This window comes from Brevibacterium limosum (assembly GCF_011617705.1).
In the GTDB taxonomy this organism is placed as follows: domain Bacteria; phylum Actinomycetota; class Actinomycetes; order Actinomycetales; family Brevibacteriaceae; genus Brevibacterium; species Brevibacterium limosum.
In genome coordinates this window covers 1,808,057-1,833,837 of record NZ_CP050154.1, presented here as the reverse complement: position 1 = coordinate 1,833,837, position 25,781 = coordinate 1,808,057, and the positions used below count along the sequence as shown (strand labels likewise).

The following is a 25,781-nucleotide window of genomic DNA, read 5'->3' as shown; positions in this document are numbered from 1 at the left end:
CTCATCCTCCTGAGATGTCGAGTTCGGCCTCCGACAGCAGCGATTTCCCGCTGGGATCGAAGATGCGGGAGTCCAACCAGCCTTCGGGCAGGTGCGGCTTCTTCGGCCGGGTGGTGCGGCCGCGGGACCCTTCGGCGGCTTCTCCCGGGTACGGGGCGTTATCGTCGAGCTGGTCGAGCAGTCCGGCGAGTTCCTCCAGCGAGGACACCATGGCCAGCTGGCTGCGCAGCTCTCCCCCGACCGGGTAGCCCTTGAAGTACCAGGCGATGTGTTTGCGCAGGTCACGCACGCCGAGGAATTCGTCCTCAAAATGGTCGACGAGGTATTCGCCGTGTTTGTACACGGCCCGAGCCACCTCGGCGAGTCCGGGACGATGGCGTTCGTCGCTGCCGCCCAGAGCGTTCGCGAGATCGCCGAACAGCCACGGCCTGCCCTGACAGCCGCGACCGATGACGACACCGTCACAGCCGGTCTTGGCCATCATGTCCAGGGCATCCTCGGCGGCGAAGATGTCACCGTTGCCGAGCACCGGAACGGTATCGCCGAGGTGGTCCTTGAGGCGGGCGATCGCGTCCCAGTCCGCCGTCCCCGAGTAGAGGTCGGCAGCGGTGCGCCCGTGCAGGGCGACGGCGGCGACTCCGGCGTTGCGGGCGGTCTCGGCGGCGTCGAGGAACGTCGTGTGGTCGGCGTCGATGCCCTTGCGCATCTTCACGGTCACCGGCACGTCCCGGCGGGCCGCCTCGGTGACGGCTGTCGTGACGATGGATGTGAACAGGTCCTGCTTCCACGGCAGCGCGGAGCCGCCGCCCTTGCGCGTGACCTTGGGGACGGGGCAGCCGAAGTTGAGGTCGATGTGGTCGGCGCGATCCTCTTCGACGAGCATCCGCACGGCCTGGCCCATGGTCGCCGGGTCGACTCCGTAGAGCTGGACGGAGCGCGGGGTCTCATAGGGTTCGTGGTGGATGATGCGCATCGTCTTCGGATTGCGCTCGACCAGGGCTCGGGTGGTGACCATTTCGGTCACGTAGAGTCCTGCCCCGTATTCGCGGCACAGGCGGCGGAACGCGGTGTTCGTGATCCCGGCCATGGGGGCGAGCACGACTGGGGAGGACAGCTCGATGGGCCCGATGCGCAGGGCGGTTTCGGGCTTCGGGGATGCGGTTTCTGGGGCAGGGCTGATGACACTCACGCAACCATTATCCCAGTCAAGTCAAAATCGCACATTCGTCTGCCTCTTCCGCCTGCTTCGCCGCCTCGACTCATCCGTTTCGTCTCAACTCAATCAACGGCTTCCGTGCGCAGAAATTCCCGCACGTCCCATTCGGTGTCGACGGAGAGCTCGGCGGCGAGCCGGTCGTCGTGGGTGACGATCACCATGGCACCGCCGAATCCTTCGAGAGCGGTCACCAGCGCCTCGAGCGATGACAGGTCGAGATTGTTGCCCGGTTCGTCGAGGATGAGCAGCTGCGGAGCCGGGTCCTGGAGGAGCCCTGAGGCCAAGGCGACGCGGAAGCGCTCCCCACCGGACAGGGTCTTACAGATCTGGTCGGTGCGTCCGGCGCGCAGTCCCATGGCCGCGAGCACCTCGTGGACGCGGTGCGGGTCGAGCTGCGGGTTGCCTGCTCGCACCGCCTCCATCACCGTCAGCTCCCCGGGCAGTCGGTACTGCTGGTCGAGGTGAGCCGTCGGTGCGGAAACGGTGATGGCGAGGTCGCCGAAGAGTTCGGCGACCGGCGGACCGGTTTCGGCCCCCGCGTGTCCCTCGACAGTGTCGCCCGTGTCCCCGCCCTGCCCGTCCTGGCCGTTGGCAGCCGCCAGGATCGCCGCCAGCAGGGTCGACTTCCCCGCCCCGTTCGGTCCGGTCAGCCGGATCCGCTCGGGACCGACGATCGTCTGCGGACGTTCGGACCTCGCCGAGGCGGCCGTGGAGATCTCGAGGACCCGTTTGGTCGCGTGGACCTGGGTGTCCGGCAGGTCGAGGCGGACGCTCGATGTTCGGCGCAGCGCGTCCTTGGCGGCGGTGAGTTCGTCCCGGGCGGCTGCTTCGTCGGCGGCTTTGTCCCCGCGTCGTTTGGCCGCTGACTTCTCGGCGAAGTTCGTCAGCCCGTTCATCACGATCTTCGGTCGGCGTTTGTTCTCTTTGTCCTTCGCCGCCTTTCGGTCGGCCCGTGCGAGCTTCGTCTCCAGTTCGATGCGCTGTCGCTTCTCGAACTGGTGGGACTTCTTCGCGTCGGTGACCTTCTGCTGCTTGGCCTCTTCTTCCGCTGCGACCATGGCTTCGTAGTCGTCGAAGTTCCCGCCGTAGACGCGCAGTCGGTCGGTCATCTCGATGATCGAGTTCGTATGCGTGAGCAGGGCTCGGTCGTGGGAGATGACGAGGGTGGGTCCGCGGCGTGCGGTGAGCAGAGTCCTCAGCAGTCCCCGACCGTTCCCGTCGAGGTTGTTGCTCGGCTCGTCGAGGATCAGCCAGCTGTCCCCGACCAGTGCGGCTCGGGCCAGTCCGATGCGCGTGGCCTGTCCGCCGGAGAAGCTGCTCAGGCTCCGATCGAGGTCGCCCGCGCTCAGGTGCAGGCCGAGGTCGGCCAGGGCCGCCAGGGCACGCTCCTCGATGTCCCAGTCATCGCCGATGAGGTCGAAATCGGAGCCGGTCGCCTCTCCGTCCAGGGCGCGGCCCAGCGCTTGCCTGACGGAGGCGATGTCCAAGGCGGAGTCGACCCGCTGCGTCGAATGCGGCAGCAGCTGATCGATGTAGACGGCGCCGTCGGCACCCGTGACGGTTCCGGCCGAGGCGCGCAGACGACCGGCGAGGATGCGGGCGAACGTCGATTTGCCAATCCCATTGTCACCGACCAGTCCGACGAGGTCAGCAGGGATGGCGGCGGTGAGTCCGGAGAAGATCTCGGTATCGTCGCCGAGGCGGAAGTCCAGTTCGGACACAGTGATTGCTGTAGACATGAGGGTCCTCATTTCGTGTACGCAGAAGCGCTGCGGGCCCGTGGCACCCGCACATCACGGCATGAGGATTCACTTCACAGCTGAGACGTCCTTCGTCGGAAATGGAACATGTCCATGATCGCCGAGGCGCCTCGCCCGGTCAAGACCACCCCTTCTTACTACCTGACGGCGGCCCAGCAACCTGGCGCGAGGTTGCTGGGCCGCCGTCAGGTAGTAAGAAGGGGTCCGGCAGGTTCAGACGATGATGAGCATGAGTTCGGCGGGTTCGTCGTGGGGGTTCGCCAATTGGTGCGGAACGTCGCCGGGGGCCTGAGCGCAGTCACCGGCGTGCAGAGTGGTGCGACGGTCGATGGTGACGACCTCGATGCTGCCGTCGAGGACGAAGAAGCTCTCACGCGAACCGCTGCGGTGGGCGGCGAAGGCCGAGGTCTCGCTGCGCGGATCGAGGCGGTAGTGGACGACGTCCATGTTCTCGATCGCCGATGGCAGGTCCCTTCGCCAGATCCCCTTCCCGAAGGTCGAGGTCGTGGGGATCGCATCGGAGCGGGTGATGGTCACCTCGGGGGCGGCGAGGAGTTCGCCGACGTCGACGCCGAGGGCTCGGGAGAGGCCCATGGCGTTCGACACCGAGGTGTCCTGCTCTCCCCGCTCGATCTTCGACAGAGCAGCCCGGGACAGTCCTGCCCGGACCGCGAGTTCATTGAGGGTGAGGTTGTTGAATTTGCGCCGTGCTCTGATGCGGGCGCCGAAGACACGAGCGCCGAGATCCTCTTCTTTCACCATTGGAGCATCATAATCTATTCTTGGATCATAGATTCGCTTCTCACAAAGGAAACTCATTCGTATGGCGGCAGTGCTGGCTCTCACCCCGATCCTCCTCGCCATCGTCCTGCTCCTGCTCAAGCAGAGTTCCTGGGTCGCGGCTCTGGCCGGAGCCGTGCTCGCGGCCGCCCTCGTCGCCTTCGTCTTCCCCACCCCCGCCTCGGTGCTGGTGGAGTCGGGGATCGACTACTTCCCGCTCATCCTCGAGGTCGCGCTCATCCTGCTCTTCGGCATGCTGCTGGCCCGGCTGCTCGAGTCCGCCGGGTCGATGTCGCAGATCTCCTCCTGGGTCGAATCTCTGTCACCGAGCCGACCTCTCGGTGTCGCGCTCGTCGTCTTCGGCATCGTCCCTTTCGCGGAATCGGTCACCGGCTTCGGCATCGGCGTCACCGTCGGCGTGCCGATTCTGCGCCACCTCGGCTGCACACTGCGGCAGTCGGCGGTTCTCGGTCTCCTCGGCCTCATCGCCGTCCCCTGGGGTGCTCTGGGGCCGGGCACCACGGTCGCGGCGGCTCTGGCCGGATTCGACGTCGACGAACTCGGACTGGCCACGGCGTGGATCAATGCGATTCCAGTCATCATCGTCGCGATCGCGGTGGTCGCGATCATGCGCCCCTCTCCCGCCTCGGCGCTGGGGATCGTCGGGGCTGCCGCACTCATGTGGCTGGGGATCCTCGGCTCCAGCCATGTCATCGGCATGGCTCCCTCGGGGGTCATCGGATCGCTGCTCGTCATCCTCGTCGTCGGTGTGCTGTTCATGATCCGGATGAAGACCTCGGGGCTCACCCGCGGCCTCGGTGCGGCCGTTCTGCCCTACGGGGTGCTCACGATCGGGCTGCTGATGGCACGGGCGCTGCATTCGGCGCTGCCGTCACCTCTCACGCAGCTCGTCGCCTCTCCCCCGTTCTGGCTGGCGGCTGCCTGTCTCATCGCAGCCTTCGCCGTCGAGGGCAGGCGCGAAGTCTCCGTCGCGGCACTGCGATCCTGGGTCCCCATCGGGGTGGGCACGGCCGCGTTCATGCTCATGGGGTGGATCATGACGACGACGGGGATGAGCGAGGCGATCGGCGGTCTGCTGCCGGCCGGGCTCGTTCTCCTGACCCCGTGGCTGAACTCCATCGGGGCGGTCCTCACCGGGTCGAACACGGGAGCGAATTCGATGTTCACCGGCACCCTGACCGCGGTCGCCGCTTCTTCGCATGTGTCGGCTCTGCCCGTGGTCGCGGCCGGAAACGCCGCGGGGTCGCTGGCCGCCCTCGCCGCTCCCCCGCGGGTCGCCATGGCCGTGCAGATCGCCGATTCCCGAACGGCCGCCTCGGCGCAGGACATCACCTGGGTGCAGGGTCGAGCACTCGCGGTGGCCGGGATCAACGCCCTGGCCCTCGGTCTGTGGATCCAGTTCTTCGCCTGAGGAACGGCGGCTGGCCCGAGCCCAGCCCGCGCCCTCCTCAGACGCGGATGATCTCACGGGGGAAGTTAGTGAACGGCTCGCAGCCGGTGTCGGTGATGAGCACCGGCTCGGACAGTTCGATTCCGTAGCCGTTCATCCACATTCCGCCGATGAGGTGGAACGTCATTCCCGCTTCGAGGATCTGATCGTCCTCGGTGCGGATCGAGATCGTCCGCTCACCCCAATCCGGCGGGTAGCCGATGCCGATCGAGTAGCCCAGGCGGCTGGGCTTCTCGAGTCCCGACAGCGCGAGCACGCGGTTCCAGGTGCGGGCGAGTTCCGCAGTCGGCACCTCGGGTGCGGCGACGTCGAGGACCGCGGACAGCGCCTCGGCGACGACGCCCTCGAGACGCACGAGCTCGTGTTTCGGTCGTCCGGTCACCGCGGTGCGGGCCAGCGGGACATGGTAGCGGCGGTGAACTCCGGCGAGCTCGATGCTCACCGATTCGTCGGCGGAGAACTTCCTATCGGTCCAGCTCAGGTGCGGGGTGTCCGCGCTTTCGCCGGTGGGCATGAGCGGGACGATCGAGGGATAGTCGCCCCAGATGCCGTCGCCGCCTCGGGTCTGAGCCTCGGCGATCGCAGCAGCCACTTCGTGCTGTCCGACGCCGATGCCGATGGTCCCCAGGGCCGCGTCCATGGCTGCGGTGGTCACCTTCGCGGCCTTGCGCATGAGCTCGATCTCGGCCGGGGATTTGACCGCACGGATCCAGTTGACGAGCTCGAAGGAGTCGACGAGGCGCCATTCGGGCACACCGTTGACCAGCGCCCGGAAGGCTCGCGGGGAGAAGAAGTGCGAGTCCATCTCGACCCCGACCGGCGAGGTCGAGGCGCGGGCCACCTCCCACCGCTGGCGCAGGGCGAAGGCGACCCAGTCGAAGGGATGGATATGGGGGCGCTGCACATAGCGTTCGGGGTAGCCGACGATGTCCTCGGGCGGCAGCCACGAGGTGTGCGAGGCGCCGCGGGCGTCCATATCGCGCATGAACAGGGTCATCGGCCCCGATGAGGGAACGAAGAGCAGCTGCGGAGTGTAGAAGGACCAGGCGTTGTATCCGGTGAGGTAGTAGATGTTCGCCGGATCCGTCACGATGAGCGCGGCCAGGCCCTGGTCGACCATGCGATTGCGCACCGAGGCGATCCGGCCGAGATACTCTTCGGCGCTGAACGACAGCTCGTTCGCACCGATCGAATCGACCTCGCCGGGAATCGGCTGCGGGCGAGCCTTGACCTCTTTGCCGGCCTGCCCCTGCTCGGCTCCGGGACGCATCCCATACACATCCGGGCGATTGTCGTCGCCGGCGGAGAACAGCTCACCCTCATTCATGATCCCAGTGTGGTGATCCCGCTCACATACTGTCAATCACTGTCGATGCGCGTGTTGTCGGCGGTCGGCAGATCACGATGTCGGCGCGGATCCGCGGGTCTCGACAACGGCGATCCTGTCAGCATTTGGCACCGCGAGCTCCGGTCGTCGCGAGAGCGGCGAGGGCACATGCATACTCGTCGGCCGCCTCGGCGATTTCTGACGAATCCAGAATCAAACAATTTCAGTTTCGACGGAATTCGCATCCGAAACAGCGCATTTCAGCAGATTCAGTGATAGGTTGTTGAGAGACGCACATCACGGAGGTGAAGAATGGACCCGCTCCTGCCGAACGGCAGCGGTTCCCGACTGGGGAATCTCGACGAGAAGTCTAAGGCGATCATCGTCGAACTGCAGCACGACGGAAGGAAATCCTATTCGGCCATCGGCAAGTCCGTCGGCCTGTCCGAGGCCGCCGTGCGCCAGCGGGTGTCGAGGCTCATCGAGTCGGGTGTCATGGAGATCGTCGCCGTGACGGACCCGCTGAGTCTGGGATTCGCGCGGCAGGCGATGGTGGGGCTGAAGGTCCGTGGAGACATCTCCGCGGTCGCCGAGCAGCTGCACGACTACGACGAGATCGACTACCTCGTCGTCACCGCCGGTTCGTTCGACCTCCTGGTCGAGATCGTGTGTGAATCGGATCGGCATCTGATCGAGTTCGTCAATGAGGAGCTCCGCTCGATCGATGCCGTCGTGGATACGGAGCTCTTCATGTACCTCTCACTCGAAAAGCAGAAATACAACTGGGGGACGCGATGACAGAGAATGTCACCAGAGCCGGCACTCCTTATCAGGATGCCATCCGCAACAACGTGTGGATGCACATGTCACCACACCAAGCACTGTTCAACGGTGGTGAGGCGCCGGTCATCGTACGCGGCGAAGGCCACCACATCTTCGATGACAAGGGCAGGAAGTACCTCGACGGTCTCGCCGGCCTGTTCACCGTCCAGGTGGGTCACGGTCGCGAGCAGATCGCGAAGGCGATGTACGACCAGACGCTGAAGCTGCCGTTCATGCCGCTGTGGTCGTACGCCCACCCGCAGGCGATCGAGGTCTCGGAGCGTCTGGCCAGCTATGCCCCGGGCGACCTCAATCGGGTCTTCCTCACTTCCGGCGGCGGCGATTCGGTCGAATCGGCGATGAAGCTGGCGAAGAACTACTTCAAGCTCGTCGGCAAGCCCGGCAAGCACAAGATCATCTCGCGGGCCACCGCCTACCACGGCACCCCGCACGGCGCATTGTCGGTGACTTCGCTGCCGGGCCTGCGTGAGCAGTTCGCTCCCCTGGTTCCCGGCGCTCACAAGGTGCCGAACACGAACTTCTACCGGGCACCGGAGCACCTCGCCCACGACGAGAAGGCCTTCGGCCGCTGGGCTGCCGACCGCATCGGTGAGGCCATCGAGTTCGAGGGCGCCGACTCCGTCGCCGCCGTCTTCCTCGAGCCCGTGCAGAACTCCGGCGGCTGCTTCCCGCCGCCTCCCGGGTACTTCGAGCGGGTCCGCGAGATCTGCGACGAGTACGATGTGCTGCTGGTCTCGGACGAGACGATCTGCGCCTACGGCCGCATCGGCGACATGTTCGCCTGCAACGACTTAGGCTATGTTCCCGACATCATCACCTCGGCCAAGGGCATCACCTCCGGCTATGCGCCGCTGGGTGCGATGATCGCCTCCGATCGTCTCTTCGAGCCCTTCGGCCCCGGCGGCGATGAGACCTTCTACCACGGCTACACCTTCGGCGGTCACCCCGTCGCCTGTGCCGCCGCGATGGCGAACTTCGACGTCTTCGAAGAGGAGAAGCTCAACGATCACGTGCACGAGAACGCTGCGGCGTTCAAGTTCACGCTCGAGAAGCTCAAGGATCTGCCGATCGTCGGCGATGTCCGCGGTGAGGGGTTCTTCTACGGAATCGAACTCGTCAAGGACAAGGACACGAAGGAGTCGTTCACCGAAGAGGAGTCCGAGCGGATCCTGAAGAACTTCGTGTCGGCGAAGATGTACGACAGCGGCCTGTACTGCCGCGCCGACGACCGTGGAGACCCGGTCATCCAGCTCTCGCCTCCGCTGACCGTCGGTCAGCCCGAGTTCGACGAGATGGAGCAGATCATCCGCGGCGTCCTGCAGGAAGCCTGGACCATGTTCTGACCTCCCCCTACTACCTGACGGCGGCCCAGCAACCTCGATCCTTCTATGTCTTGTCAAGCGGGTTGAGGAACGGTATCTAGCGCGTTAAGGATCTTGTAGACCCGGCGCGCTAGATACCATTTGAGTTTGCGTCGGATTTCCTTCTTCGACTTCTTCGTCGGGTCTTCACCGTAGTGCCTGGCAACATAGTCTCGGGTCCGCTCATCATGGACCATCCGGTTCATGATCACCGTGTGTAAGGCCCGGTTCAACTGCCGGTCACCACCCCGATTCAACCGGTGACGATGCGTGTTGCCCGATGACGCTGGAATCGGATTCACCCCCGCCAGGGCGGCGAATGCCGCCGCGTTGCGAACCCGGCCGGGATGGGACCAGGCGGTGAAGCACACCGCGGCGCTGAAGGGCCCGAACCCGGGCTCATCCAGCAAGGCCGCAGCCGGGCTGGCTTTGAGGAGTTCGGTGAGTTTGGCGAGGTTGCCTGCCAGCTCCTCGTCGAGGGTGAGAACTCGTTTGGCCAAACGGACCGCTTCAGCCCGGGCAGTGGCCAGGCCGATGTCTTCCTTCCTGTCCCGCCACCTGGCGATCTCAGCGAACTGCTCAGCCGTCAGCGACTTGCGGGCGTCGAGTCCCAGATCGTTGGTGCGCACCAGCGCGGTCAGAGCATTGATCTGCCGGGTGCGTTCGGTGCTCATCGAGTTCCGCGCTGCCAGCAGGACACGCAGTGCCTGCCGCACGCCTTCGCCCTGGCGCGGCCACCTCAGCTGGTCGGCATCCAACCGCAGCACGGATTCTGCGATGCGGCGGGAATCGAGCTCATCGCTCTTACCCACCCCGTGGCGGGCTTTGGCGTCCATGCGGGCGGCTTCGACGACGGGGTATCCGGCTGCGGCGATGTGGCCGGTCAGCATCGCCCCGTACGAAGCAGCACCTTCAACGACCCAGAGTGTGTCGAGGTCGCCGTCGGTGCGCCGGCCGACCCAGCTCAGTGCTCGTTTGATGCCAGCAGCAGTGGTCGGGAAGGTGCCGGTGTCGATGAGGACACCGGTGCTGGTGATGATCGTGTAGACGTGGTTTCTGGCGTGTGTATCGACGCCGATGAAGAAACTGTATAAGTGCGCGACAATGGACATAGCGGTTCGAAGCTCCCTGTTTGACCGATAGGTTGTGTGGCCGCTTGCGGCCGGTACCGGTCCGGGTTAGAGATCACTTCGGAACAACACTGTGATGAGTCACACCCCCTGGTTTCAGGGGGTGGACAACCTTCTGATCAAGTTACCGAGGTGGGCCGGGCAGGTGCCGGCCGCACCATCCATGTGATCGGACAAATCGAGGTCAAGACACCATTGTGTGGGTCAGCGCGAGGTGGAGTCACGATCACTGGACGGAGAGGCCAACACCTACTCTGCCAGCCAGTCCCAGACCAGCCACTGTCAATACTCACAGCGCGAGGTTGCTGGGCCGCCGTCAGGTTGTTCCGGGGCGAAGTTCAGCGGTTTCGGTCACGTTCGCGGGCCTCGCGGCGGGTCATCGGAGGTCGCTCCCCCGCGGGTTCGGCGCGCTCGGCTTCAGAGTGCCCTTCCGCTGCTCCGGCTGTCACGGCTGCCGAGCGCTCGATCGTCTCTCCACGCGGCTCGGCTGGTATCGGCGAAACCGCGGGTGCGGCCGGCCGCCTCGGTGAGCGGAGGCCGGAGCGGACGACGAGGACGCCGAGTCCGGTCGTCAGCGGGATCGCGATGACCAGCCCGATCGAGCACACGAGGATGCTCACCACCTCCACCGACATGTCCCCGAGCGTGAACGTGTCGAGCAGCGGCTGATCGTGTGCGGAGACGATGATGAGCGTCATCAGCGCCGAGCCCACATAGGCGAACGTGATCGTATAGACGGTCGATGCGATATGGTCACGGCCGATGCGCATCGCCCGGGCGAACAGCTGACCGGGCTTCATCTCCGGAGCCGCGGCCGCCAGCTCCTACACCGCCGAAGCCTGAGTGATGGTGACGTCGTTGAGCACCCCGAGCCCGGTGATGAGGATCGCGCACACGATGATGTCGGTCATTCCCAGATCGGTCGTATCGACCAGCAGGTACCCGTCCTCCGAATAGGCGATGCCCAGATTCGCCCATGAGGTCATCCACGCGCCGAGGATGCCCGTGATCACGATGCCGAGCACCGTTCCGAACAGCGCCGTCGACGTCCGCGTCGAGATCCCGTGCGCCAGATAGAGAGCGATGACCATGATCAGACTCGCCGAGACCATCGCCACCAACACCGGGGGTCTGCCGTCGAGCATCGCCGGGAGCATGAACACGAACAGCACGGCACCGGCGAACCCGAGCCCGATCAGTGCGCGCAGTCCCCGCAGACCGGCAACGAGGAGGACGACGATCGCGTAGATGATCGCCAGCGCCAGCATCGGAACGTTGCGGTCGAAATCGATGAACACATAGTCGGTGCCCATCTCCGCCCGATCCGGTGACTGCGTGAAATCGAGGACCTTGATCGTGTCCCCGACGTCCACGCCGGCCTTGACCGCATCGGGGGTGACGTACAGGCTGCCGTCCTGCCCGTTCGCCTCCACCGTGTACTTCGTGCAGTCAGCCCGCACCATCGGGTCCGTCTCCCCCGGCTCACATTCCGAGGCGTCGACGGCGGTGACGGTGACCTTCGTATCCGTCGTGCCTTCGGCCGCGTTCGTCGTCGGTCCGCCTCCGGGCAGCTCGGTGTCGGGGCTCGACGGCCACAGTACGAACAGCCCCACGAGAGTGACGACGATCAGCGGGATGAGGCAGGCGAGCATGATCAGGCGAACCCTTGGCGAGGCCTTCGGTTCGTGTCGGGACGTCATATGCATGGCGGTCCTTAGAGGGAGGGCTGACCGAGAAGGTGCGGTTGCGGCCGACCAAGGGCGGATGTGCGGCAGCTGCCCGCCGAGAGCGGCCAGCCACTATCGGGACTACCTGACGGCGGCCCAGCAACCTGGCGCCAGGTTGCTGGGCCGCCGTCGGGTAGCAATTGGGGTCAGGCTCCGGCGAGGTGGTCGGCCAGGTAATTCTCCACCTGGTCGATGCTCACACGTTCCTGAGTCATGTCATCACGCTTGCGGATCGTCACTGCCTGATCATCGAGGGTGTCGAAGTCGACGGTGATGCACAGCGGGGTGCCGATCTCGTCCTGACGACGGTAGCGGCGGCCGATGGCACCGGCATCGTCGAAGTCGATGTTCCAGCGGCGACGCAGACGGGCAGCCAGATCCTTGGCAGCCGGTGTCAGCTTCTCGTTGCGGCTCAGCGGCAGCACCGCAGCCTTGACCGGAGCCAGACGCGGGTCGAGCCCCAGCACGACGCGCTTGTCGACACCGCCCTTCGTGTTCGGCGCCTCGTCTTCGCTGTAGGCCTCGACGAGGAACGCCATCATCGACCGGGTCAGGCCGAAGGAGGGTTCGATGACATAGGGGGTGTAGCGGTCGCCGCTGGCCTGGTCGAAGTACTGCAGCTTCGCTCCCGAGACCTCGGTGTGGGTGCCGAGGTCGTAGTCGGTGCGGTTGGCCACGCCCATCAGCTCGCCCCATTCGGATCCCTGGAAGCCGAAGCGGTATTCGATGTCGATGGTGCCGGCCGAGTAGTGCGCACGGTCCTCGGCAGGAACGTCGAGGCGGCGGACGTTGTCCGCGGAGATGCCCAGGTCGAGGAACCAGGCCCAGCAGTCTTCGACCCACTGCTTGTAGTAGTCATCAGCTTCATCGGGGTGGACGAAGTACTCGATCTCCATCTGCTCGAACTCACGGGTGCGGAAGATGAAGTTGCCGGGGGTGATCTCGTTGCGGAAGGCTTTGCCGATCTGGCCGATGCCGAACGGAGGCTTCTTCCGTGCCGCGGTGAGCACATTGTTGAAGTTCACGAAGATGCCCTGAGCGGTCTCCGGGCGCAGGTAGTGCAGGCCTGCTTCGGAATCGACGGGACCGAGGAAGGTCTTGACCAGCCCGGAGAACTCCTGCGGCTCTGTCCACTGACCGCGGGTGCCGCAGTCGGGGCAGACAATATCGGCCATTCCGTTCTCCGGAGCCTTCTTGTTCTTCGTCTCATACGCCTCGACGAGGTGGTCCTCGCGGTGGCGCTTGTGGCAGTTGAGGCATTCGACGAGCGGATCGACGAAGGTCTCGACGTGGCCGGAGGCTTCCCAGACGCGCTTGGGCAGGATGATCGAGGAGTCGAGGCCGACGACATCTTCGCGACCGCGCACGAACTGCTGCCACCACTGGGCCTTGATGTTGTCTTTGAGCTCAACGCCCAAGGGTCCGTAGTCCCATGCCGAGCGGGAACCGCCGTAGATCTCTCCGGCTTGGAAGACGAATCCTCTGCGCTTGGCCAGGGCGATGACGGCATCCAACTTGGACTGTGCCACTTGTTCTCTCCTTGATTCAGTTCGCCGACGGCCGGCTGCCGTGGCTCGCAGGTACCAGCCTAACTGGTCACACTGCCGCTTCCTCCACGCCGGTCCGACCAGCCGCAACGTCCGATCGCGGTCAGCAGAAGGGACCGCGGGAGGCGACTGATCTCACACTCGGTTTCCCGGTCCGGGGCCACCTCGGCGAGGGGACGGCATGTAGACTTGGGGTACACCCAAACCTTTCTCCGTACCGACGTTTCCACGTCTGTCCAAGCGAGTTCTTGGATCTCTACGGTTTCGGCCCGGATTGCTCACGATGATTGCACAAGCGGCCGCAGGGTAGATCGCCACTACAGTCATCTGCGATCAAGTGTGTGCCGACGTGAGAGAGATCACTCATGACCGATGTGTCCGCAAACGACGAAACCACTCCGAGATTCTCCGAACTGGGACTTCACCCGCTCGTGCTCAAGGCCGTAGAGGCGCAGGGCTACGAGATCCCCACCCCCATCCAGGCCGAGACCATCCCGACCCTCCTGTCGGGCCGTGACGTCATCGGTCTCGCCCAGACCGGAACCGGCAAGACCGCGGCCTTCGCCCTGCCGGCTCTGTCCGACCTCGCCGAGGCGGGCCGCGCCGACGACGGCCCGTTCGCTCTCGTGCTCACCCCCACTCGCGAACTCGCGATCCAGGTCGCCGAGGCGTTCACCTCCTACGCCACTGAGCTCTCCGACTTCTCCGTGCTCCCGATCTACGGCGGTCAGGCCTATGGTCCGCAGCTGGCCGGTCTGCGCCGCGGTGCGCAGGTCGTCGTGGGCACCCCGGGGCGTGTCATCGACCACCTCAAGCGCGGTTCCCTCAAGCTCGGCAGCCTCCAGCACCTCATCCTCGATGAGGCCGACGAGATGCTCAAGATGGGCTTCGCCGAAGACATCGAAGAGATCTTCAGCCAGGTCGGTGACGACCGTCAGGTCGCACTGTTCTCGGCCACCATGCCGACCTCGATCCACCGGATCACCGGCAAGTACCTCAACGATCCGAAGGAAGTCCGGATCGCCGCGAAGTCGCAGACCGGAGCGAACATCCGTCAGCGCTACTTCATGGTCCAGCATTCGCATAAGCTCGACGCTCTGACCCGCATCCTCGAGGTCGAGGAGTACGAGGGCATCATCATGTTCGTGCGCACGAAGCAGGCCACCGAGGAGCTGGCGGAGAAGCTGCGTGCCCGCGGTTTCAAGACCGCCGCGATCAACGGCGACATCCCGCAGCAGGCGCGTGAGCGCACGATCGACATGCTGCGTGAGGGCAAGATCGACATCCTCGTCGCCACCGATGTGGCCGCCCGCGGTCTCGACGTCGAGCGCATCACGCTGGTCGTCAACTATGACGTCCCGCACGACACCGAATCCTATGTCCACCGCATCGGCCGCACCGGTCGTGCCGGACGCTCCGGCGAGGCGATCCTCTTCGTGACCCCGCGCGAGCAGCGCATGCTCGGTTCGATCGAGCGCGCCACGAAGCAGAAGGTCGAACCGCTGACTCTGCCCAGCGTCGAAGAGCTGACGAACACTCGTGTCGAGAAGTTCACGAAGCGCATCGACGATGTGCTCGCTCAGACCGAACTGTCCGAACTCACCGAGGTCATCGAGCAGTATTCGCTCTCCCGCGATGTGCCTGCCTCGAACATCGCCGCTGCTCTGGCCTCCCTCGTCCTCGAGTCGAACACCCTCAAGGCCGAACCGATGCCCGAGCCGGCACGTCGCCAGGGCCGTGACCGCGACCGCGACGGCGGCCGTGACGGCGGCCGTCCGGGTCGCGGCGGACGTGCCCGTGACGAGAACATGACGACCTACCGTCTGGCCGTGGGGCGCAATGAGCGTCTGCAGCCGGGCGCCGTGGTCGGCGCGATCGCGAACGAAGGCGGAATCACCTCGAAGCAGATCGGCCATATCGACATCCGTTCGAACCACACGCTCGTCGACCTGCCCAAGGACCTCGATCCGTCGGTGCTGCGCAAGCTCTCCCACACCGAGATCCAGGGTCGTCCCATCGACATCCGTCCGGATTCGGGCCGCCCGGGACGCCCGTTCAAGAAGCGCAACTTCGACAAGCAGCCCGGTGACAGCCGCAACTTCCGCGGCGATCGCCGAGGCGGCAAGAAGTTCGGCGGTCGGGGCGACCGTCCCCGCGACCGCTACTGAGGCGTCAGCGTCGCGGACGCACTCGCACGGCGTGAGCTCGCTCTGACGTGACAGATCGGCCCCGCAGCACTGTGCTGCGGGGCCGTTTCCGTGCCGGAGCGGGCCGGTCTCAGGCGGAGGGTGTGTCGACGGCGCCGCCGAAGCGACGGTCGCGACGGGCGTACTCTTCGATCGCCGCCCACAGGGTGCGCCGGTCGACGTCGGGCCACAGCACGTCCTGGAAGACCATCTCGGCGTAGGCGGACTGCCAGAGCAGGAAGTTCGAGGTCCGCTGCTCCCCTGACGACCGCATGAACAGGTCGACGTCGGGCACGATGGGTGCGTAGAGGCGGGAGCGGACGGTCTTCTCCGAGACCTTGCCGGGTCTGAGCTTCCCGGCGGCCACCTCGGCGGTGATCTCATTGATGGCATCGACGATCTCGGAGCGTCCACCGTAGTTCACGCAGAACTGGAGCACGAGTCCGGTGTTGTTCTTCGTCATCTCCGCGGCGGTTTCGAGTTCGTCGATGACCGAACGCCACAGACGACCCCGCCGGCCGGACCAGACGATGCGCACCCCCAGCTCGTTGAGCTCATCGCGACGGCGACGGATGACGTCGCGGTTGAAGCCCATGAGGAACCGCACCTCGTCGGGTGAGCGCTTCCAGTTCTCCGTCGAGAACGCATACGCCGACAGATAGTCCACGCCGATCTCGATCGCGCCGTGGATGACGTCGAGCAGCGACGCCTCTCCGGCTCTGTGCCCTTCCGTGCGCGGCAGTCCCCGCTGGTTCGCCCACCGACCGTTGCCGTCCATGACGATCGCGACGTGCCCCGGCACGAACTTCGCGTCGATGCGCGGAGGCCTCGCTCCGCTGGGGTGGGCCGGTGGTGCGGGGTAGCTCATGTGCTCTCCAGAACTCTCAGTGATCGGATATTGCGCTCGAGGTGCCAGGACACCCAGTCCGAGACCAGCTTCGACCCGTCGATCTGATCGTGCAGGTCAGAGGCCTCCGCCCGCTCCCAGTCTCCGGACAGCAACGCGGCCAAATGCTCGAGCGCATCGGTGTCGGGCAGTGCCGCACCGGAGGGGCGGCAGTTCGTGCACACGGCCCCGCCCAAGGAGGCCGAGAACGCGCGGTGGGGCCCGGGGTTCCCGCACTGGGCGCAGTCGAGCAGGCTCGGCGCCCACCCGGCCACGGACATCGCGCGCAGCAGATACGCGTCGAGGGACAGCCTCGGCGCGTGTTCGCGGTTGCACAGTGAGCGGATCGCGGAGACGAGGAGGAGGAAATGCGTCCGGGATTGGGGTTCGGCCTCGGTGATGCTGCGTGCCGTTTCGGCCATCACCGAGGCGGCTGAATAGACATCGAAGTCCGTGGCGATTCCGCGGGCGAAGGGTTCGATGAGTTCGACCTGGGTGACGATGTCGAGGCTGCGCCCGACATGGCATTGGACGTCGACGAGCATAAAGGGCTCGAGGCGGGAGCCGAACCGCGATTTCGTCCGGCGCACCCCCTTCGCGACGGCACGGACGAGGCCGTGGCTGCGAGTGAGCACGGTGACGATGCGGTCGGCTTCGCCGAGCTTGTGCCCCTGGAGCACGATGCCTTCATCACGATAGTTGTGCACCCGCCCATTATCGCTTAAGCGCGGCGGGGAATCATCCCGCCGCGCTTAAGCGACTGCTGTGAGATCGACCGCTCAGACTCGCGTCCGCTCCGGCAGCACGCCTCCGGGCGCAGACTGCCTCAGGTCACGCGAAAGTCGAAGATCACGTCGCCGGCGACGACTCTTTCGACTTTCGCGTCCCCCGAGCGCCGGCGCGTCCGAAACGACCCCGGAGCACCGCGCACGACCGCGTCGAAACGCGCTGCTCAGTCCTGGCGGTCCCGTGCCGCACGGTTGACGGCCGAGACGACGGCCTTGAGCGAGGCCTTCGTGATGTTCGGGTGCAGTCCGGCACCCCAGACGACGCGGTCTTCGACGGCGAGTTCGACATAGGCGGCGGCGTTGGTGTCGGCGCCGGAGCCGATGGCGTGCTCGGAGTAGTCCTGGAGGCGGACGTCGACGTCGAACTGGTCGATGAGGATCTTCACCAGCGCATCGATCGGTCCGTTGCCGCGTCCTTCGTAGGTGCGTTCCTGGCCGTCGACGATGAGGTCGACCTCGATGCGTTCGGCGGAGGAGCCGGACGCGTCGACGGTGCCCGACTCGGTGCGCAGCCCCACGATCTGGAAGCGGCCCCATGCCTTCTCGGGGTCGTCGGCAGGCAGGTACTCGTAGTTGAAGATGCGGCGGATCTCCTCGGACGTGACCTCACCGCCGCCCTCGGTGTGCTGCTGCACGGCGCGGGAGAACTCGACCTGCATGCGACGCGGCAGGTCGAGTCCGTGCTCGCTCTTGAGCAGGTAGGTCACTCCGCCCTTTCCGGACTGCGAGTTGACGCGGATGATCGCCTCGTAGGAGCGCCCCAGGTCCTTCGGATCGACCGGCAGGTAGGGCATGTCCCATTCCATCAGGTCGACAGGGGTGCCCTGCGCGTTCGCCTTCTTCTCACGATCGGCGAAGGCCTTGTTGATCGCGTCCTGGTGCGAGCCCGAGAACGAGGTGAAGACGAGGTCGCCGCCGTAGGGGTGACGTTCGTGGACACCGATCTGGTTGCATTCGGTGACGGTGTGGATGACCTCGTCGATATCGGAGAAGTCGAGTTCCGGGTCGACTCCCTGCGTGTACAGGTTGAGGGCGACGGTGACGAGGTCGAGGTTGCCGGTGCGCTCACCGTTGCCGAACAGGCAGCCTTCGATGCGGTCGGCGCCGGCCATCATTCCCAGTTCCGCTGCGGCCACGCCGGTGCCCCGGTCGTTGTGCGGGTGCAGGGAGACGGCCACCTCGTTGCGGTAGGGCATATTCCGGCAGAACCATTCGATTTGGTCCGCGTAGGTGTTAGGGGTGCCGCGTTCGACGGTGGCGGGCAGGTTGACGACGGTTTCGCGGCCGTCGGCGGGCTGCCACATGTCGAGGACGCTGCCGACGATGTCGAGAGCGAACTCGGGTTCGGTGTCGACGAAGATCTCCGGCGAGTACTGGTAGCCGAAGTCCGCGTCGGACAGCAGCGTCTCGGCGTGCTTCATCACGGCCTGAGTGCCCTGCAGTGCGATGTCGCGGGTCTGGTCGAAGCCGTCGCCGTCGAAGCCGAAGACGACCTTGCGGAAGACCGGGGCTGTCGCGTTGTAGAGGTGGACGGTGGGCTTCTTCGCGCCGACGAGGGATTCGACGGTGCGTTCGATGAGGTCCTCGCGGGCCTGGGTGAGCACGGAGATGCGGACGTCGTCGGGGATCGCGTCCTGTTCGATGATCTCGCGGACGAAGTCGAAGTCGACCTGGCTGGCGGCAGGGAATCCGACCTCGATCTCCTTGAAGCCGAGACGCACGAGCAGATCGAACATCTTGCGTTTGCGGTCCGGGGTCATCGGATCGATGAGGGCCTGATTGCCGTCGCGCAGGTCGGTGCTCAGCCAGCGAGGCGCCTTGCGGATGATCTGATCCGGCCAGGTGCGGTCGCGCATGTCCAGAGCGATGCGGTCCTGGAACGACTTGTATTTGCCGAACGGCATGGGAGAAGGCTTCTGCAGTTTCATTGTTCCTCTATCTCAGTTTCTCAACGCTTGACCAGCATACGAGGACTCCGCGACGAGCGTGCTGTCCGTTCAGGACTCGTCGCGGCAAGGAAGGAGGAGGAACCTGTGAGCCACGTGATCACCATAGTCCTCTTCCCTCGTTCCGTCCGAATCCGGTCCACATCCTAAGACCGCCGAGGCGGCTCCGCCCGGGCCGTGTCTCATCGGTCCGACCCGGGCCGGCTCCCCTCATCTGCGGAGGTCGACCTATTTGAGGAAGTCGACCGAGGCGCGTCGGACGTTGAATCCGACTCCCGTGTCGTCGGATCTGCACGTCATGCCCTCCTCGCTGGAGGTGCATGTCATTCCCGCGGCGGAGATCGAATCACCGTAGCCGAGGACGCGTGCCGGTCCGTTGCTCTCCGGGGCATCGAGGCAGGAGAATCCTGCGCCTTCCTTGTTCGCCACGACGATGGAGCCCCAGTCGTCGAGCTTGCAGTCATCGGGTTTCTCCGGCGGCGAGTACTCGTAGTCGTTGATCACGCAGCGAGCACGTTCGTCATCGATGGTGCAGGCGATGTTGCCCGACGGCGAAGTGAAGGTCTCCTCGGCGACGGGGGCCTCTGAGCTGGCCGAATCGGACGGCTCCGGGTCATCGGACTGACCGATCGAAGGTTCGTCCGTGGGTCCGACCGTGGTGGTCTCCTCCCCCTGAGTGGAGTCCCAGACGATATAGCCGACGATGCCGAGGGCGAGGATGAGCGCGATGGCTGCGAGCACCCACAGCCACGCGGGGACCTTCTTCGTGTCGGTGCGCCGACCATAGGGGTCGCGCGGTCCGCCGGGGCTCCCCGGTCCGCCGGGGCCTCCCGGACCACCGGGGCCTCCCGGCCCGCCGGGCCCGCCGGGCGCTGCCGGACCTCCGGGCCCGCTAGGGCCGTAGCCGGCAACGTAGCCGGCCGGTGCGGCGGCATAGGCAGGGCCGTGGCCCGCCTGCCCGTATCCGGATCCACCGGGCTGGCCCGATCCGGGCTGACCGTATTCCGGTCCGGCCGGTGACTGAACCGGACCGGCGGATTGCGGCTGTGGGGCCGCTGACTGGCCGGCAGCACCGAACTCCCCTCCCCACTGTCCCTGGTGCGGGTGCGGTTCGGGTTGGTGCGGTTGTGCCTGAGGCGCATCCGCGGCGCCTGGCTGCGAACCGGGCAGCGGGTTCCACTGCTTCGGTGCCGAGGCGGCCTCGGCGGCGGCGATGTCATCGGAGTTCACTTTGCGCGGTGCGGCCGGCAGTCCGCCGGTCTCGTATCCTTCAGCGGCGGCGAGTCCGCGCAGCTCTTCGAGGCTGAGCACCTCGGTGGCATCGGTGCCGTCGGATTCGACCATCGACCGCAGCCTCTGAAGTTCTGCGGGAGTCAGCGCTTGGGTGGAGCCATCGGCGGCCGCGGACTCATCCTCGCCGATGAACAACTGGGTTGTGATCGACTCCGGAGACTCCTCGGCCGGCTTCCGACGCCCGGGGCGCGGAGGATGGTTCGGCACAGGTGGAATGCTCATGAGCATATTTTCGCATAGTCGCTACCGGCCGGTTCTCATACCTCGTGAGATGATGACCTCATGTCCAATGGAGTCTCTCGGCACGCGGGCCTGCCCGCGCTTCTCGCCTGCGCTCTGTTCCTGACCGCCTGCGGCGCCGATGCCGATGACGGCGAGGCCGACTCCGCGACTGTCGAATCCGCAGGATTCGCCGCTCCCGCACAGCAGACGAGTTTCGGTGATTTCGCGGCTCCGGCACAGGATTCCCCCACCGGAACCGGCTCCCCTGCAACTGATACCGAGCAGTCCGCCACCGATCACTCCGACTCCGACCGGTCCGGCACCGAGGCGACCGGCCCGGTCCATCCCGTCCCTGTCCCCGGTCTGACGAAGGAGTTCACGGACCAGATCCCGGCAGAGACCTCACAGGTCCTCGTCGCCACCTCACCGACAGCCGCCTCGGAGAAGTCGAGCTTGAGCTTCTATGAGTTCACGGAAAAGAAGTGGAAGAAGCTCAAGACGTTCGACACCCACAACGGCAGCAACGGGTGGCTGAAGGATCGCCGCGAGGGTGACAAGACCACCCCGATCGGCGTGTTCACACTCAGCGACGCGGGCGGTTTCAAGGCGAACCCGGGCACCGATCTTCCGTACACCCAGGACGATCGTCTGCCCTCCTCGGCGACGGTGGCCTACGGGGCGGACTACGAATCGGTCTTCGACTACATCATCGCCATCGATTACAACCGCAAGCCCGGCACCGCGCCGACGGACAAGACGCGTCCGCTGGGCTGGGACAAGGGCGGCGGAATCTGGCTGCACCTCGACCATGATTCGGGCACGAACGGCTGCGTCACCCTCGACGAGGCGGATCTCAAGTGGATCATGCGCACCATCGACCCCGACGCCCATCCGCGCATCGCCATGGGGCCGGCGACCGAACTGAAGAAATAGCAGAGTCGAAGAAGCAGCAGAGCAGGATCCCGTGCGCCGTCTCATCATCTCCCTCGTCCAGTCGATCAACGGATCCTTCGCCGAGGACGGCTGGTCGACCGGGGTGTCCACGGACGCTGACTTCCGGCGCTTCCTCGCTCTTCGCCGCAGCGCGAATGCGATCATCATCGACCGCCGCACCGCGCTGAATCCGCGGCTGCCCGTCATCAACGCCGTCGGCAAAACGCTCGAACACACACCCGTCTATGTGCTCACCGAGTCCGATCCTGCCGCGCTGCAGAGCGAGCTCGACGCCCGCGGCCTCGACTACCGTGCCCAGCATTTCAGTGCGGACACCATCACCGAGGTGGCCGCCGCCCTGCCGACGGCTCCATCCCCCGAATCGCGACAGTCCGACGCGAACTCAGCCCTGCCGTCCGCGGGGACGGAGCCCGAGGAATTCGGTGAGGTGGTGCTCCTGTGCGAATCGGGTCCGAATCTCGCCTTCCGGCTTCTCAAGCACTATCCGGGGGCCGAACTGCATCTGAGCGTGAGTCCGCGCTATGTCCGAGCGCGCGGCAGCCATCTCTCGGCGCTCGAGGCCGAGATCGATCTGCGCCTCATCGATGTGCGCGTCGAGGACGATCAGGTCTTCCTGCGCTACAGACGCGCCTGAACGGGACGCTCAGTCCTCGGAGATCTCAGCTCTCCGCAGTCTCATGTTTCGGGAGCCTCAGCTTTTCGAGGTCCCAGCTTTCAGAGTTCCCGGCGTTCGCGTGGATCTCCGTGCCCACATCGAAGCGCTCGGGTGAGTCCAGGATCGCTGTGACCGCATCGGCCACCTCGGCGAGACGGACGGTTTCGACTCCCCCGGTCAGATCGTTGCGATCATCACCGCCGACGGGGGCCATGATCCGCAGTTCCCGGAAGTCCACGGTCGTCGAATCCGCCGCGGCGACCTCGAGGAGCATCTTCTGCGCGGCGCCGAAGACACTGATCGCCCCGGACCCGGCCAGCGGCTCGACGCTGGCGACCCCGTTGAGGGCCAGGTGGACGAAGCGCGTGGGCGCAGAGCCGGCAGACTCCGCGTGGTCGGAGGCCGGTCGTCCGGGCGCCGTGCGTTCGGCCGCCAGGCGCTGCGAGATCGCGCATGCCGTGAAGTGCGCCCGCAGGTAGGCGTCGTAGTCCTCATCGAACTTCGCCAGCCCCCGTTCGAGCACCGGTTCATCGATGTACCACCCGCCGAGGGCCGCGATGACGGCATCGACCGGGGGCAGGTCCGCGGAGGCGAGCGCCGAGGCGACCGCTTCCGGTTCGTCCACCCACTCCGGCACAGTCACCGGTTCGTAGGCCGTCTGCGTCTCCGGTCGGCGGCGCACGATGCCGGTGACTGTGTGGTGTGAGCTGAGCCGTTGGGCGAGTCCGGTCCCGACGTGGCCGGTCGCGCCGAAGAGGAGGATGTGCATGATGCGAGTCTAGACTCTCTCCTCTTCGGCCCGCTGAGGTCGAGGACTGCTCCGCTACTTGCGGATGTAGACCTTGATGCCCGTCTTCTTCGTGTACGTCATGTGCCCGCGTTCGAAGTTCTGGCGTTTCGTGCCGTTCTTGACAGTGCGGTCAGCGGTGGGCAGGCCGAGCTTGCTGCGTTCCCAGCCCATCTTCTTCCACTTCGTGAGGAACCCTCCGTAGATGACATGGCTGCTGGTGCTCGGCGACCAGGTGATCATTCCGGACCGGAAGTTCTGGTAGCGCGCGCTTTTGCGGTGCTTGAAGGTCTGCTTATCGCTGCTGGGGAATCCGATGACGCCCTTCTCGTACTTCACCCGTTTGTAGGCCTTGCGGATCGCGCCCTTGGTCAGGAAGTGCGCTCCTGTCTTCTTCGACCAATAGACGGTGCCCTCTGAGAACGTCTGGTAGGCGCCGTTCGGATTCGTCAGCTTCTTCTCCGGGCCGACCGGTTTGCCGGTCTTCGCCGAATGCTTCTTGTAGTACGAGCCGATCGCGCCCTTCGTCTTGTACGACTTCGCCTTCGGGCTCGGCTTCGGCGCGGGCGCCTTCGTCGGAGGCGGGGTCAGTCCCGGCACCAGCGCCTTTGCTCCGGTGCGGATGCTGCCGAGCCTATTGTAGAACGCGATTCCCGGGCATTCGGTGTAGCTGGTGTCCCGGTGTCCGGAGACGACATTGAGGCTGACTTTCTTACCCAAGGCGTACTTGCTCGTCGCGCCTCCACCCGAGGTCAAGGTCATCTTCCCGGTCGGATTGAAGCCGTACTGTCCGGACTTCCAGGCGACAAGCTGCTTGACCGAGTTCTGTGCTGCTGTGCTCGGGGCCGACGATGTATAGGTGCCGAGCACGCTGATGCCGAGGGTCCACGAGTTGAAGCCGGAAGCATGAGCACCGGTCACTGCCTTGTCGAGGCTGCCGGCCCGGCCCTCGTACATCGTGCCGTATTTGTCGACGAGGAAGTTGTACCCGAGGTCGCACCAGCCGCGGTTCTGAGTGTGGTACGCGAGGTAGCCGCGGATGATCGCCGGTGCCTGCGCTTTCGAGTACGAGTTCGACCCCGCCGTGTGGTGGATGAACACGCCCTTGGCCGACGACGTCTTGTCCGTGGCGCAGCGGACGAGCTTCTCATCGGCACCCCACTGCTTGCGGGTGACGATCTTCGTGCGCAGGTCCTTGGCCGTGATCTGCGCGTCGACTGCCGGTCCCGTGGCCGCCTGTGTGCTCAGGCCTCCGGCGGACTTCGCCACCTGTGCGTCGGCCCTCGTGACCGCCGTGGACACCTGGGTGATCTGCAGATCATCGGTATCAGCCTGCTCGTCGGCGGCGCGCACCTCGACAGCATCCGAATCGAGCACCGGAAGGGCGACGGACTGCGACCGGTGTGAGTCGGCGGGAATCTGAGCGGCTTCTGCGGAGGTGAGGTCGGGGCCTCCCTCGTCATCGGTCGGCAGGCTCTCCCACGCCGTCCAGCCGTCTTCGTCACGGGTGCGGATCTCGAGTTCGGGGTCCTCCCCTTCCCAAGCGGCACCGATGATCGTGACGTCCGAGGTGTCGAGCGGCACAGTCGTGACCTCATCGGTCCGGGCATCGACGGTCGTCTCGGAGGGGGTGTCGTCGGTGTCATCGGCGGCAGCATCGCCGCCCTGTGCCGAGTCGTCAGCGGTGGTGGCGTCCCCGCTGTCGCCCTCGCCGAGTCCGGCGTCGCCGAGACCGGACGCCGTCTCTGACACGTCCGCGGCAGAGACGCCGGGCGTGTTCGTGTGTGTTTCCGGTGTGGCGGCGAGCGCGGATCCCGATAGGGTCGCTGTGAGGAGAATTCCGGTGAGTGCCGAGGCGCAGAATTGCAACGGTTTCATCAGGTGGGGTCCTTGAGGTCATCCATGACCGAGTGAGGGTGTTCCTCACTGGATGGGGGCCGAATCACGGGCACCCAACGTGACCGCAGGATTATCGTAAGGGTATTCCCAGTATTACGGAAGTGGGTACTCAGCAGATGGCCGATCGCCGCGAACTGACTCGCCTCGAGGCCGTCCTCGACGCCTTCGCCGACAGGCTCCTCCCCCGGGTCCCCGCCGGTGTCCGGGAGTTCCTCGCCTTCGGAATCAAGCAGGCGTGGGCGTGCCTCTTCGGTGCTCTCATGCTCGCCGCGATCATCGCCGCCTCTTGGTTCTATCCCGACGACGCGGCAGTGGCACGCAACGACTTCCTCGTCGTCCTCGCCGTGCTCATCCAGATCGGCATGCTTGCCGCCCGACTCGAGACCGGCCGCGAACTCATCGTCATCATCGTCTTCCACATCGTCGGAACCGGTATGGAGATCTTCAAGACCGCCGTCGGTTCGTGGGACTACGCCCCCGGCGGAGTCCTCCACATCGGTGCCGTGCCCCTGTTCACCGGGTTCATGTACGCCGCCGTCGGGTCCTATATCGTCCGCGTGTACCGCCTCTTCGACTTGCGGTTCAGCCAATACCCGCCGAGGTGGCTGACCGTGATCATCGCCGCCGCCATCTACATCAACTTCTTCACCCACCATTTCATCCTCGACGTCCGCCTCATCCTCGTCGCCGCCACTGTGATCGTCTTCTTCCGCTGCCGTATGTACTTCAGCGTCCACCGCAGAACCCTGAGAATGCCGGTGCTGCTGGCCTTCGTCCTCGTGGCCTTCTTCATCTGGGTGGCTGAGAACATCGGCACCGCGGCCGGGGCCTGGCTGTATCCGAGCCAGGACGACGGCTGGCACCTGGTGCCGCTGACGAAGCTGGTGGCTTGGTTCCTGCTCATGATGATCTCCGTCGTCCTCGTGACCTTCGTCCACAGACCCAGGCCGCCTGAGGTCCACAGACACGGGCCTCCTGACACCTATACTTGCTGAGAACCGAA

19 protein-coding genes and 1 pseudogene are annotated in these 25,781 nt (G+C 65.5%); 7 read left to right on the top strand and 13 right to left on the bottom strand.

Annotation, left to right across the window (positions count from 1 at the left end; genetic code table 11):
- Window position 1: 1 nt before the first annotated feature.
- From dusB to GUY37_RS08125, 3 genes are all read right to left on the bottom strand, one after another.
- Complete coding sequence (gene dusB / locus GUY37_RS08135; RefSeq protein WP_166824315.1) at window positions 2–1,189, bottom strand: tRNA dihydrouridine synthase DusB; 1,188 nt, start codon at window positions 1,187–1,189, stop codon at window positions 2–4.
- A gap of 89 nt (window positions 1,190–1,278) precedes the next feature.
- Window positions 1,279–2,955: an ATP-binding cassette domain-containing protein gene (locus GUY37_RS08130; RefSeq protein WP_166824312.1), complete on the bottom strand. Its 1,677-nt coding sequence runs from the start codon at window positions 2,953–2,955 to the stop codon at window positions 1,279–1,281.
- Between the two features lie 234 nt (window positions 2,956–3,189).
- Window positions 3,190–3,738, bottom strand: a complete 549-nt coding sequence (locus GUY37_RS08125; protein WP_166824309.1) for a helix-turn-helix domain-containing protein — start codon at window positions 3,736–3,738, stop codon at window positions 3,190–3,192.
- 61 nt (window positions 3,739–3,799) lie between these two features.
- Here GUY37_RS08125 and GUY37_RS08120 point away from each other — a divergent pair, with 61 nt between their 5' ends.
- Window positions 3,800–5,188 carry an L-lactate permease gene (locus GUY37_RS08120; protein WP_166824306.1) on the top strand — a complete coding sequence of 463 codons (1,389 nt, stop codon included), beginning with the start codon at window positions 3,800–3,802 and terminating at the stop codon, window positions 5,186–5,188.
- A 37-nt stretch (window positions 5,189–5,225) separates the two neighbouring features.
- Here GUY37_RS08120 and GUY37_RS08115 read toward each other — a convergent pair whose 3' ends face one another.
- Entirely contained in the window at window positions 5,226–6,554 is a 1,329-nt protein-coding gene (locus GUY37_RS08115) for a M24 family metallopeptidase (protein ID WP_208094801.1), read from the bottom strand.
- A gap of 312 nt (window positions 6,555–6,866) precedes the next feature.
- Here GUY37_RS08115 and GUY37_RS08110 point away from each other — a divergent pair, with 312 nt between their 5' ends.
- Complete coding sequence (locus GUY37_RS08110) at window positions 6,867–7,352, top strand: Lrp/AsnC family transcriptional regulator (protein ID WP_025780565.1); 486 nt, start codon at window positions 6,867–6,869, stop codon at window positions 7,350–7,352.
- Complete coding sequence (locus tag GUY37_RS08105; RefSeq protein WP_166824303.1) at window positions 7,349–8,740, top strand: aspartate aminotransferase family protein; 1,392 nt, start codon at window positions 7,349–7,351, stop codon at window positions 8,738–8,740. The genes GUY37_RS08110 and GUY37_RS08105 overlap by 4 nt, the downstream gene beginning before the upstream one ends.
- Window positions 8,741–8,793: 53 nt before the next feature.
- Here GUY37_RS08105 and GUY37_RS08100 read toward each other — a convergent pair whose 3' ends face one another.
- From GUY37_RS08100 to GUY37_RS08085, 3 genes and pseudogenes are all read right to left on the bottom strand, one after another.
- On the bottom strand, window positions 8,794–9,870 hold the full coding sequence (locus GUY37_RS08100) for an IS110 family RNA-guided transposase (RefSeq protein WP_166824300.1): 1,077 nt from the start codon (window positions 9,868–9,870) through the stop codon (window positions 8,794–8,796).
- Window positions 9,871–10,226: 356 nt separating this feature from the next.
- Window positions 10,227–11,351, bottom strand: a pseudogene (locus GUY37_RS19170) (YibE/F family protein).
- Between the two features lie 410 nt (window positions 11,352–11,761).
- Window positions 11,762–13,144: a glycine--tRNA ligase gene (locus GUY37_RS08085; RefSeq protein WP_166824290.1), complete on the bottom strand. Its 1,383-nt coding sequence runs from the start codon at window positions 13,142–13,144 to the stop codon at window positions 11,762–11,764.
- A 383-nt stretch (window positions 13,145–13,527) separates the two neighbouring features.
- Between GUY37_RS08085 and GUY37_RS08080 the strand changes: the two genes are divergently transcribed.
- Window positions 13,528–15,330 (top strand): DEAD/DEAH box helicase, encoded by a 1,803-nt coding sequence (locus tag GUY37_RS08080; RefSeq protein ID WP_166824287.1) that lies wholly within the window; start codon window positions 13,528–13,530, stop codon window positions 15,328–15,330.
- 109 nt (window positions 15,331–15,439) lie between these two features.
- On the opposite strand, the gene GUY37_RS08075 is transcribed toward GUY37_RS08080, so the two are convergent.
- The 4 genes from GUY37_RS08075 to GUY37_RS19165 all read right to left on the bottom strand — a co-directional run bounded on the left by GUY37_RS08075 (window position 15,440) and on the right by GUY37_RS19165 (window position 20,483).
- Complete coding sequence (locus GUY37_RS08075) at window positions 15,440–16,216, bottom strand: isoprenyl transferase (protein WP_166824284.1); 777 nt, start codon at window positions 16,214–16,216, stop codon at window positions 15,440–15,442.
- Window positions 16,213–16,941 carry a DNA repair protein RecO gene (gene recO, locus GUY37_RS08070; RefSeq protein WP_166824281.1) on the bottom strand — a complete coding sequence of 243 codons (729 nt, stop codon included), beginning with the start codon at window positions 16,939–16,941 and terminating at the stop codon, window positions 16,213–16,215. The genes GUY37_RS08075 and recO overlap by 4 nt, the downstream gene beginning before the upstream one ends.
- Window positions 16,942–17,186: 245 nt before the next feature.
- Window positions 17,187–18,950, bottom strand: coding sequence for a 2-isopropylmalate synthase (gene leuA, locus GUY37_RS08065; protein WP_152348782.1), 1,764 nt, complete (start codon window positions 18,948–18,950; stop codon window positions 17,187–17,189).
- A gap of 246 nt (window positions 18,951–19,196) precedes the next feature.
- Window positions 19,197–20,483, bottom strand: coding sequence for a DUF6636 domain-containing protein (locus GUY37_RS19165; protein ID WP_228278434.1), 1,287 nt, complete (start codon window positions 20,481–20,483; stop codon window positions 19,197–19,199).
- Window positions 20,484–20,543: 60 nt separating this feature from the next.
- On the opposite strand from GUY37_RS19165, the gene GUY37_RS08055 reads away from it, so the two are divergent.
- Window positions 20,544–21,416, top strand: coding sequence for a L,D-transpeptidase family protein (locus tag GUY37_RS08055; RefSeq protein WP_166824278.1), 873 nt, complete (start codon window positions 20,544–20,546; stop codon window positions 21,414–21,416).
- A 31-nt stretch (window positions 21,417–21,447) separates the two neighbouring features.
- Window positions 21,448–22,071: a dihydrofolate reductase family protein gene (locus GUY37_RS08050; protein ID WP_166824275.1), complete on the top strand. Its 624-nt coding sequence runs from the start codon at window positions 21,448–21,450 to the stop codon at window positions 22,069–22,071.
- A 25-nt stretch (window positions 22,072–22,096) separates the two neighbouring features.
- Here the strand turns inward: GUY37_RS08050 and GUY37_RS08045 are convergent, their stop codons facing one another.
- Together GUY37_RS08045 and GUY37_RS08040 are read right to left on the bottom strand one after the other, a co-directional pair.
- A complete protein-coding gene (locus GUY37_RS08045; RefSeq protein WP_208094799.1) occupies window positions 22,097–22,861 on the bottom strand; it encodes a Rossmann-fold NAD(P)-binding domain-containing protein in 765 nt (254 codons plus the stop codon).
- A gap of 54 nt (window positions 22,862–22,915) precedes the next feature.
- Window positions 22,916–24,757 (bottom strand): N-acetylmuramoyl-L-alanine amidase, encoded by a 1,842-nt coding sequence (locus GUY37_RS08040; protein ID WP_166824272.1) that lies wholly within the window; start codon window positions 24,755–24,757, stop codon window positions 22,916–22,918.
- A 137-nt stretch (window positions 24,758–24,894) separates the two neighbouring features.
- Here GUY37_RS08040 and GUY37_RS08035 point away from each other — a divergent pair, with 137 nt between their 5' ends.
- Window positions 24,895–25,773, top strand: coding sequence for a DUF817 domain-containing protein (locus tag GUY37_RS08035; RefSeq protein ID WP_166829526.1), 879 nt, complete (start codon window positions 24,895–24,897; stop codon window positions 25,771–25,773).
- The last annotated feature ends 8 nt before the right edge of the window (window positions 25,774–25,781 follow it).

What these genes read in the sequence shown, in the direction of transcription:
- GUY37_RS08130 (WP_166824312.1), bottom strand. Translation starts at nt 2,955, where the DNA reads ATGTCTACAGCAATCACTGTGTCCGAACTGGACTTCCGCCTCGGCGAC.
- GUY37_RS08125 (WP_166824309.1), bottom strand. Translation starts at nt 3,738, where the DNA reads ATGGTGAAAGAAGAGGATCTCGGCGCTCGTGTCTTCGGCGCCCGCATC.
- GUY37_RS08120 (WP_166824306.1), top strand. Translation starts at nt 3,800, where the DNA reads ATGGCGGCAGTGCTGGCTCTCACCCCGATCCTCCTCGCCATCGTCCTG.
- GUY37_RS08115 (WP_208094801.1), bottom strand. Translation starts at nt 6,554, where the DNA reads ATGAATGAGGGTGAGCTGTTCTCCGCCGGCGACGACAATCGCCCGGAT.
- GUY37_RS08110 (WP_025780565.1), top strand. Translation starts at nt 6,867, where the DNA reads ATGGACCCGCTCCTGCCGAACGGCAGCGGTTCCCGACTGGGGAATCTC.
- GUY37_RS08105 (WP_166824303.1), top strand. Translation starts at nt 7,349, where the DNA reads ATGACAGAGAATGTCACCAGAGCCGGCACTCCTTATCAGGATGCCATC.
- GUY37_RS08100 (WP_166824300.1), bottom strand. Translation starts at nt 9,870, where the DNA reads ATGTCCATTGTCGCGCACTTATACAGTTTCTTCATCGGCGTCGATACA.
- GUY37_RS08080 (WP_166824287.1), top strand. Translation starts at nt 13,528, where the DNA reads ATGACCGATGTGTCCGCAAACGACGAAACCACTCCGAGATTCTCCGAA.
- GUY37_RS08075 (WP_166824284.1), bottom strand. Translation starts at nt 16,216, where the DNA reads ATGAGCTACCCCGCACCACCGGCCCACCCCAGCGGAGCGAGGCCTCCG.
- leuA (WP_152348782.1), bottom strand. Translation starts at nt 18,950, where the DNA reads ATGAAACTGCAGAAGCCTTCTCCCATGCCGTTCGGCAAATACAAGTCG.
- GUY37_RS19165 (WP_228278434.1), bottom strand. Translation starts at nt 20,483, where the DNA reads ATGAGCATTCCACCTGTGCCGAACCATCCTCCGCGCCCCGGGCGTCGG.
- GUY37_RS08055 (WP_166824278.1), top strand. Translation starts at nt 20,544, where the DNA reads ATGTCCAATGGAGTCTCTCGGCACGCGGGCCTGCCCGCGCTTCTCGCC.
- GUY37_RS08045 (WP_208094799.1), bottom strand. Translation starts at nt 22,861, where the DNA reads ATGCACATCCTCCTCTTCGGCGCGACCGGCCACGTCGGGACCGGACTC.
- GUY37_RS08040 (WP_166824272.1), bottom strand. Translation starts at nt 24,757, where the DNA reads ATGAAACCGTTGCAATTCTGCGCCTCGGCACTCACCGGAATTCTCCTC.
- GUY37_RS08035 (WP_166829526.1), top strand. Translation starts at nt 24,895, where the DNA reads ATGGCCGATCGCCGCGAACTGACTCGCCTCGAGGCCGTCCTCGACGCC.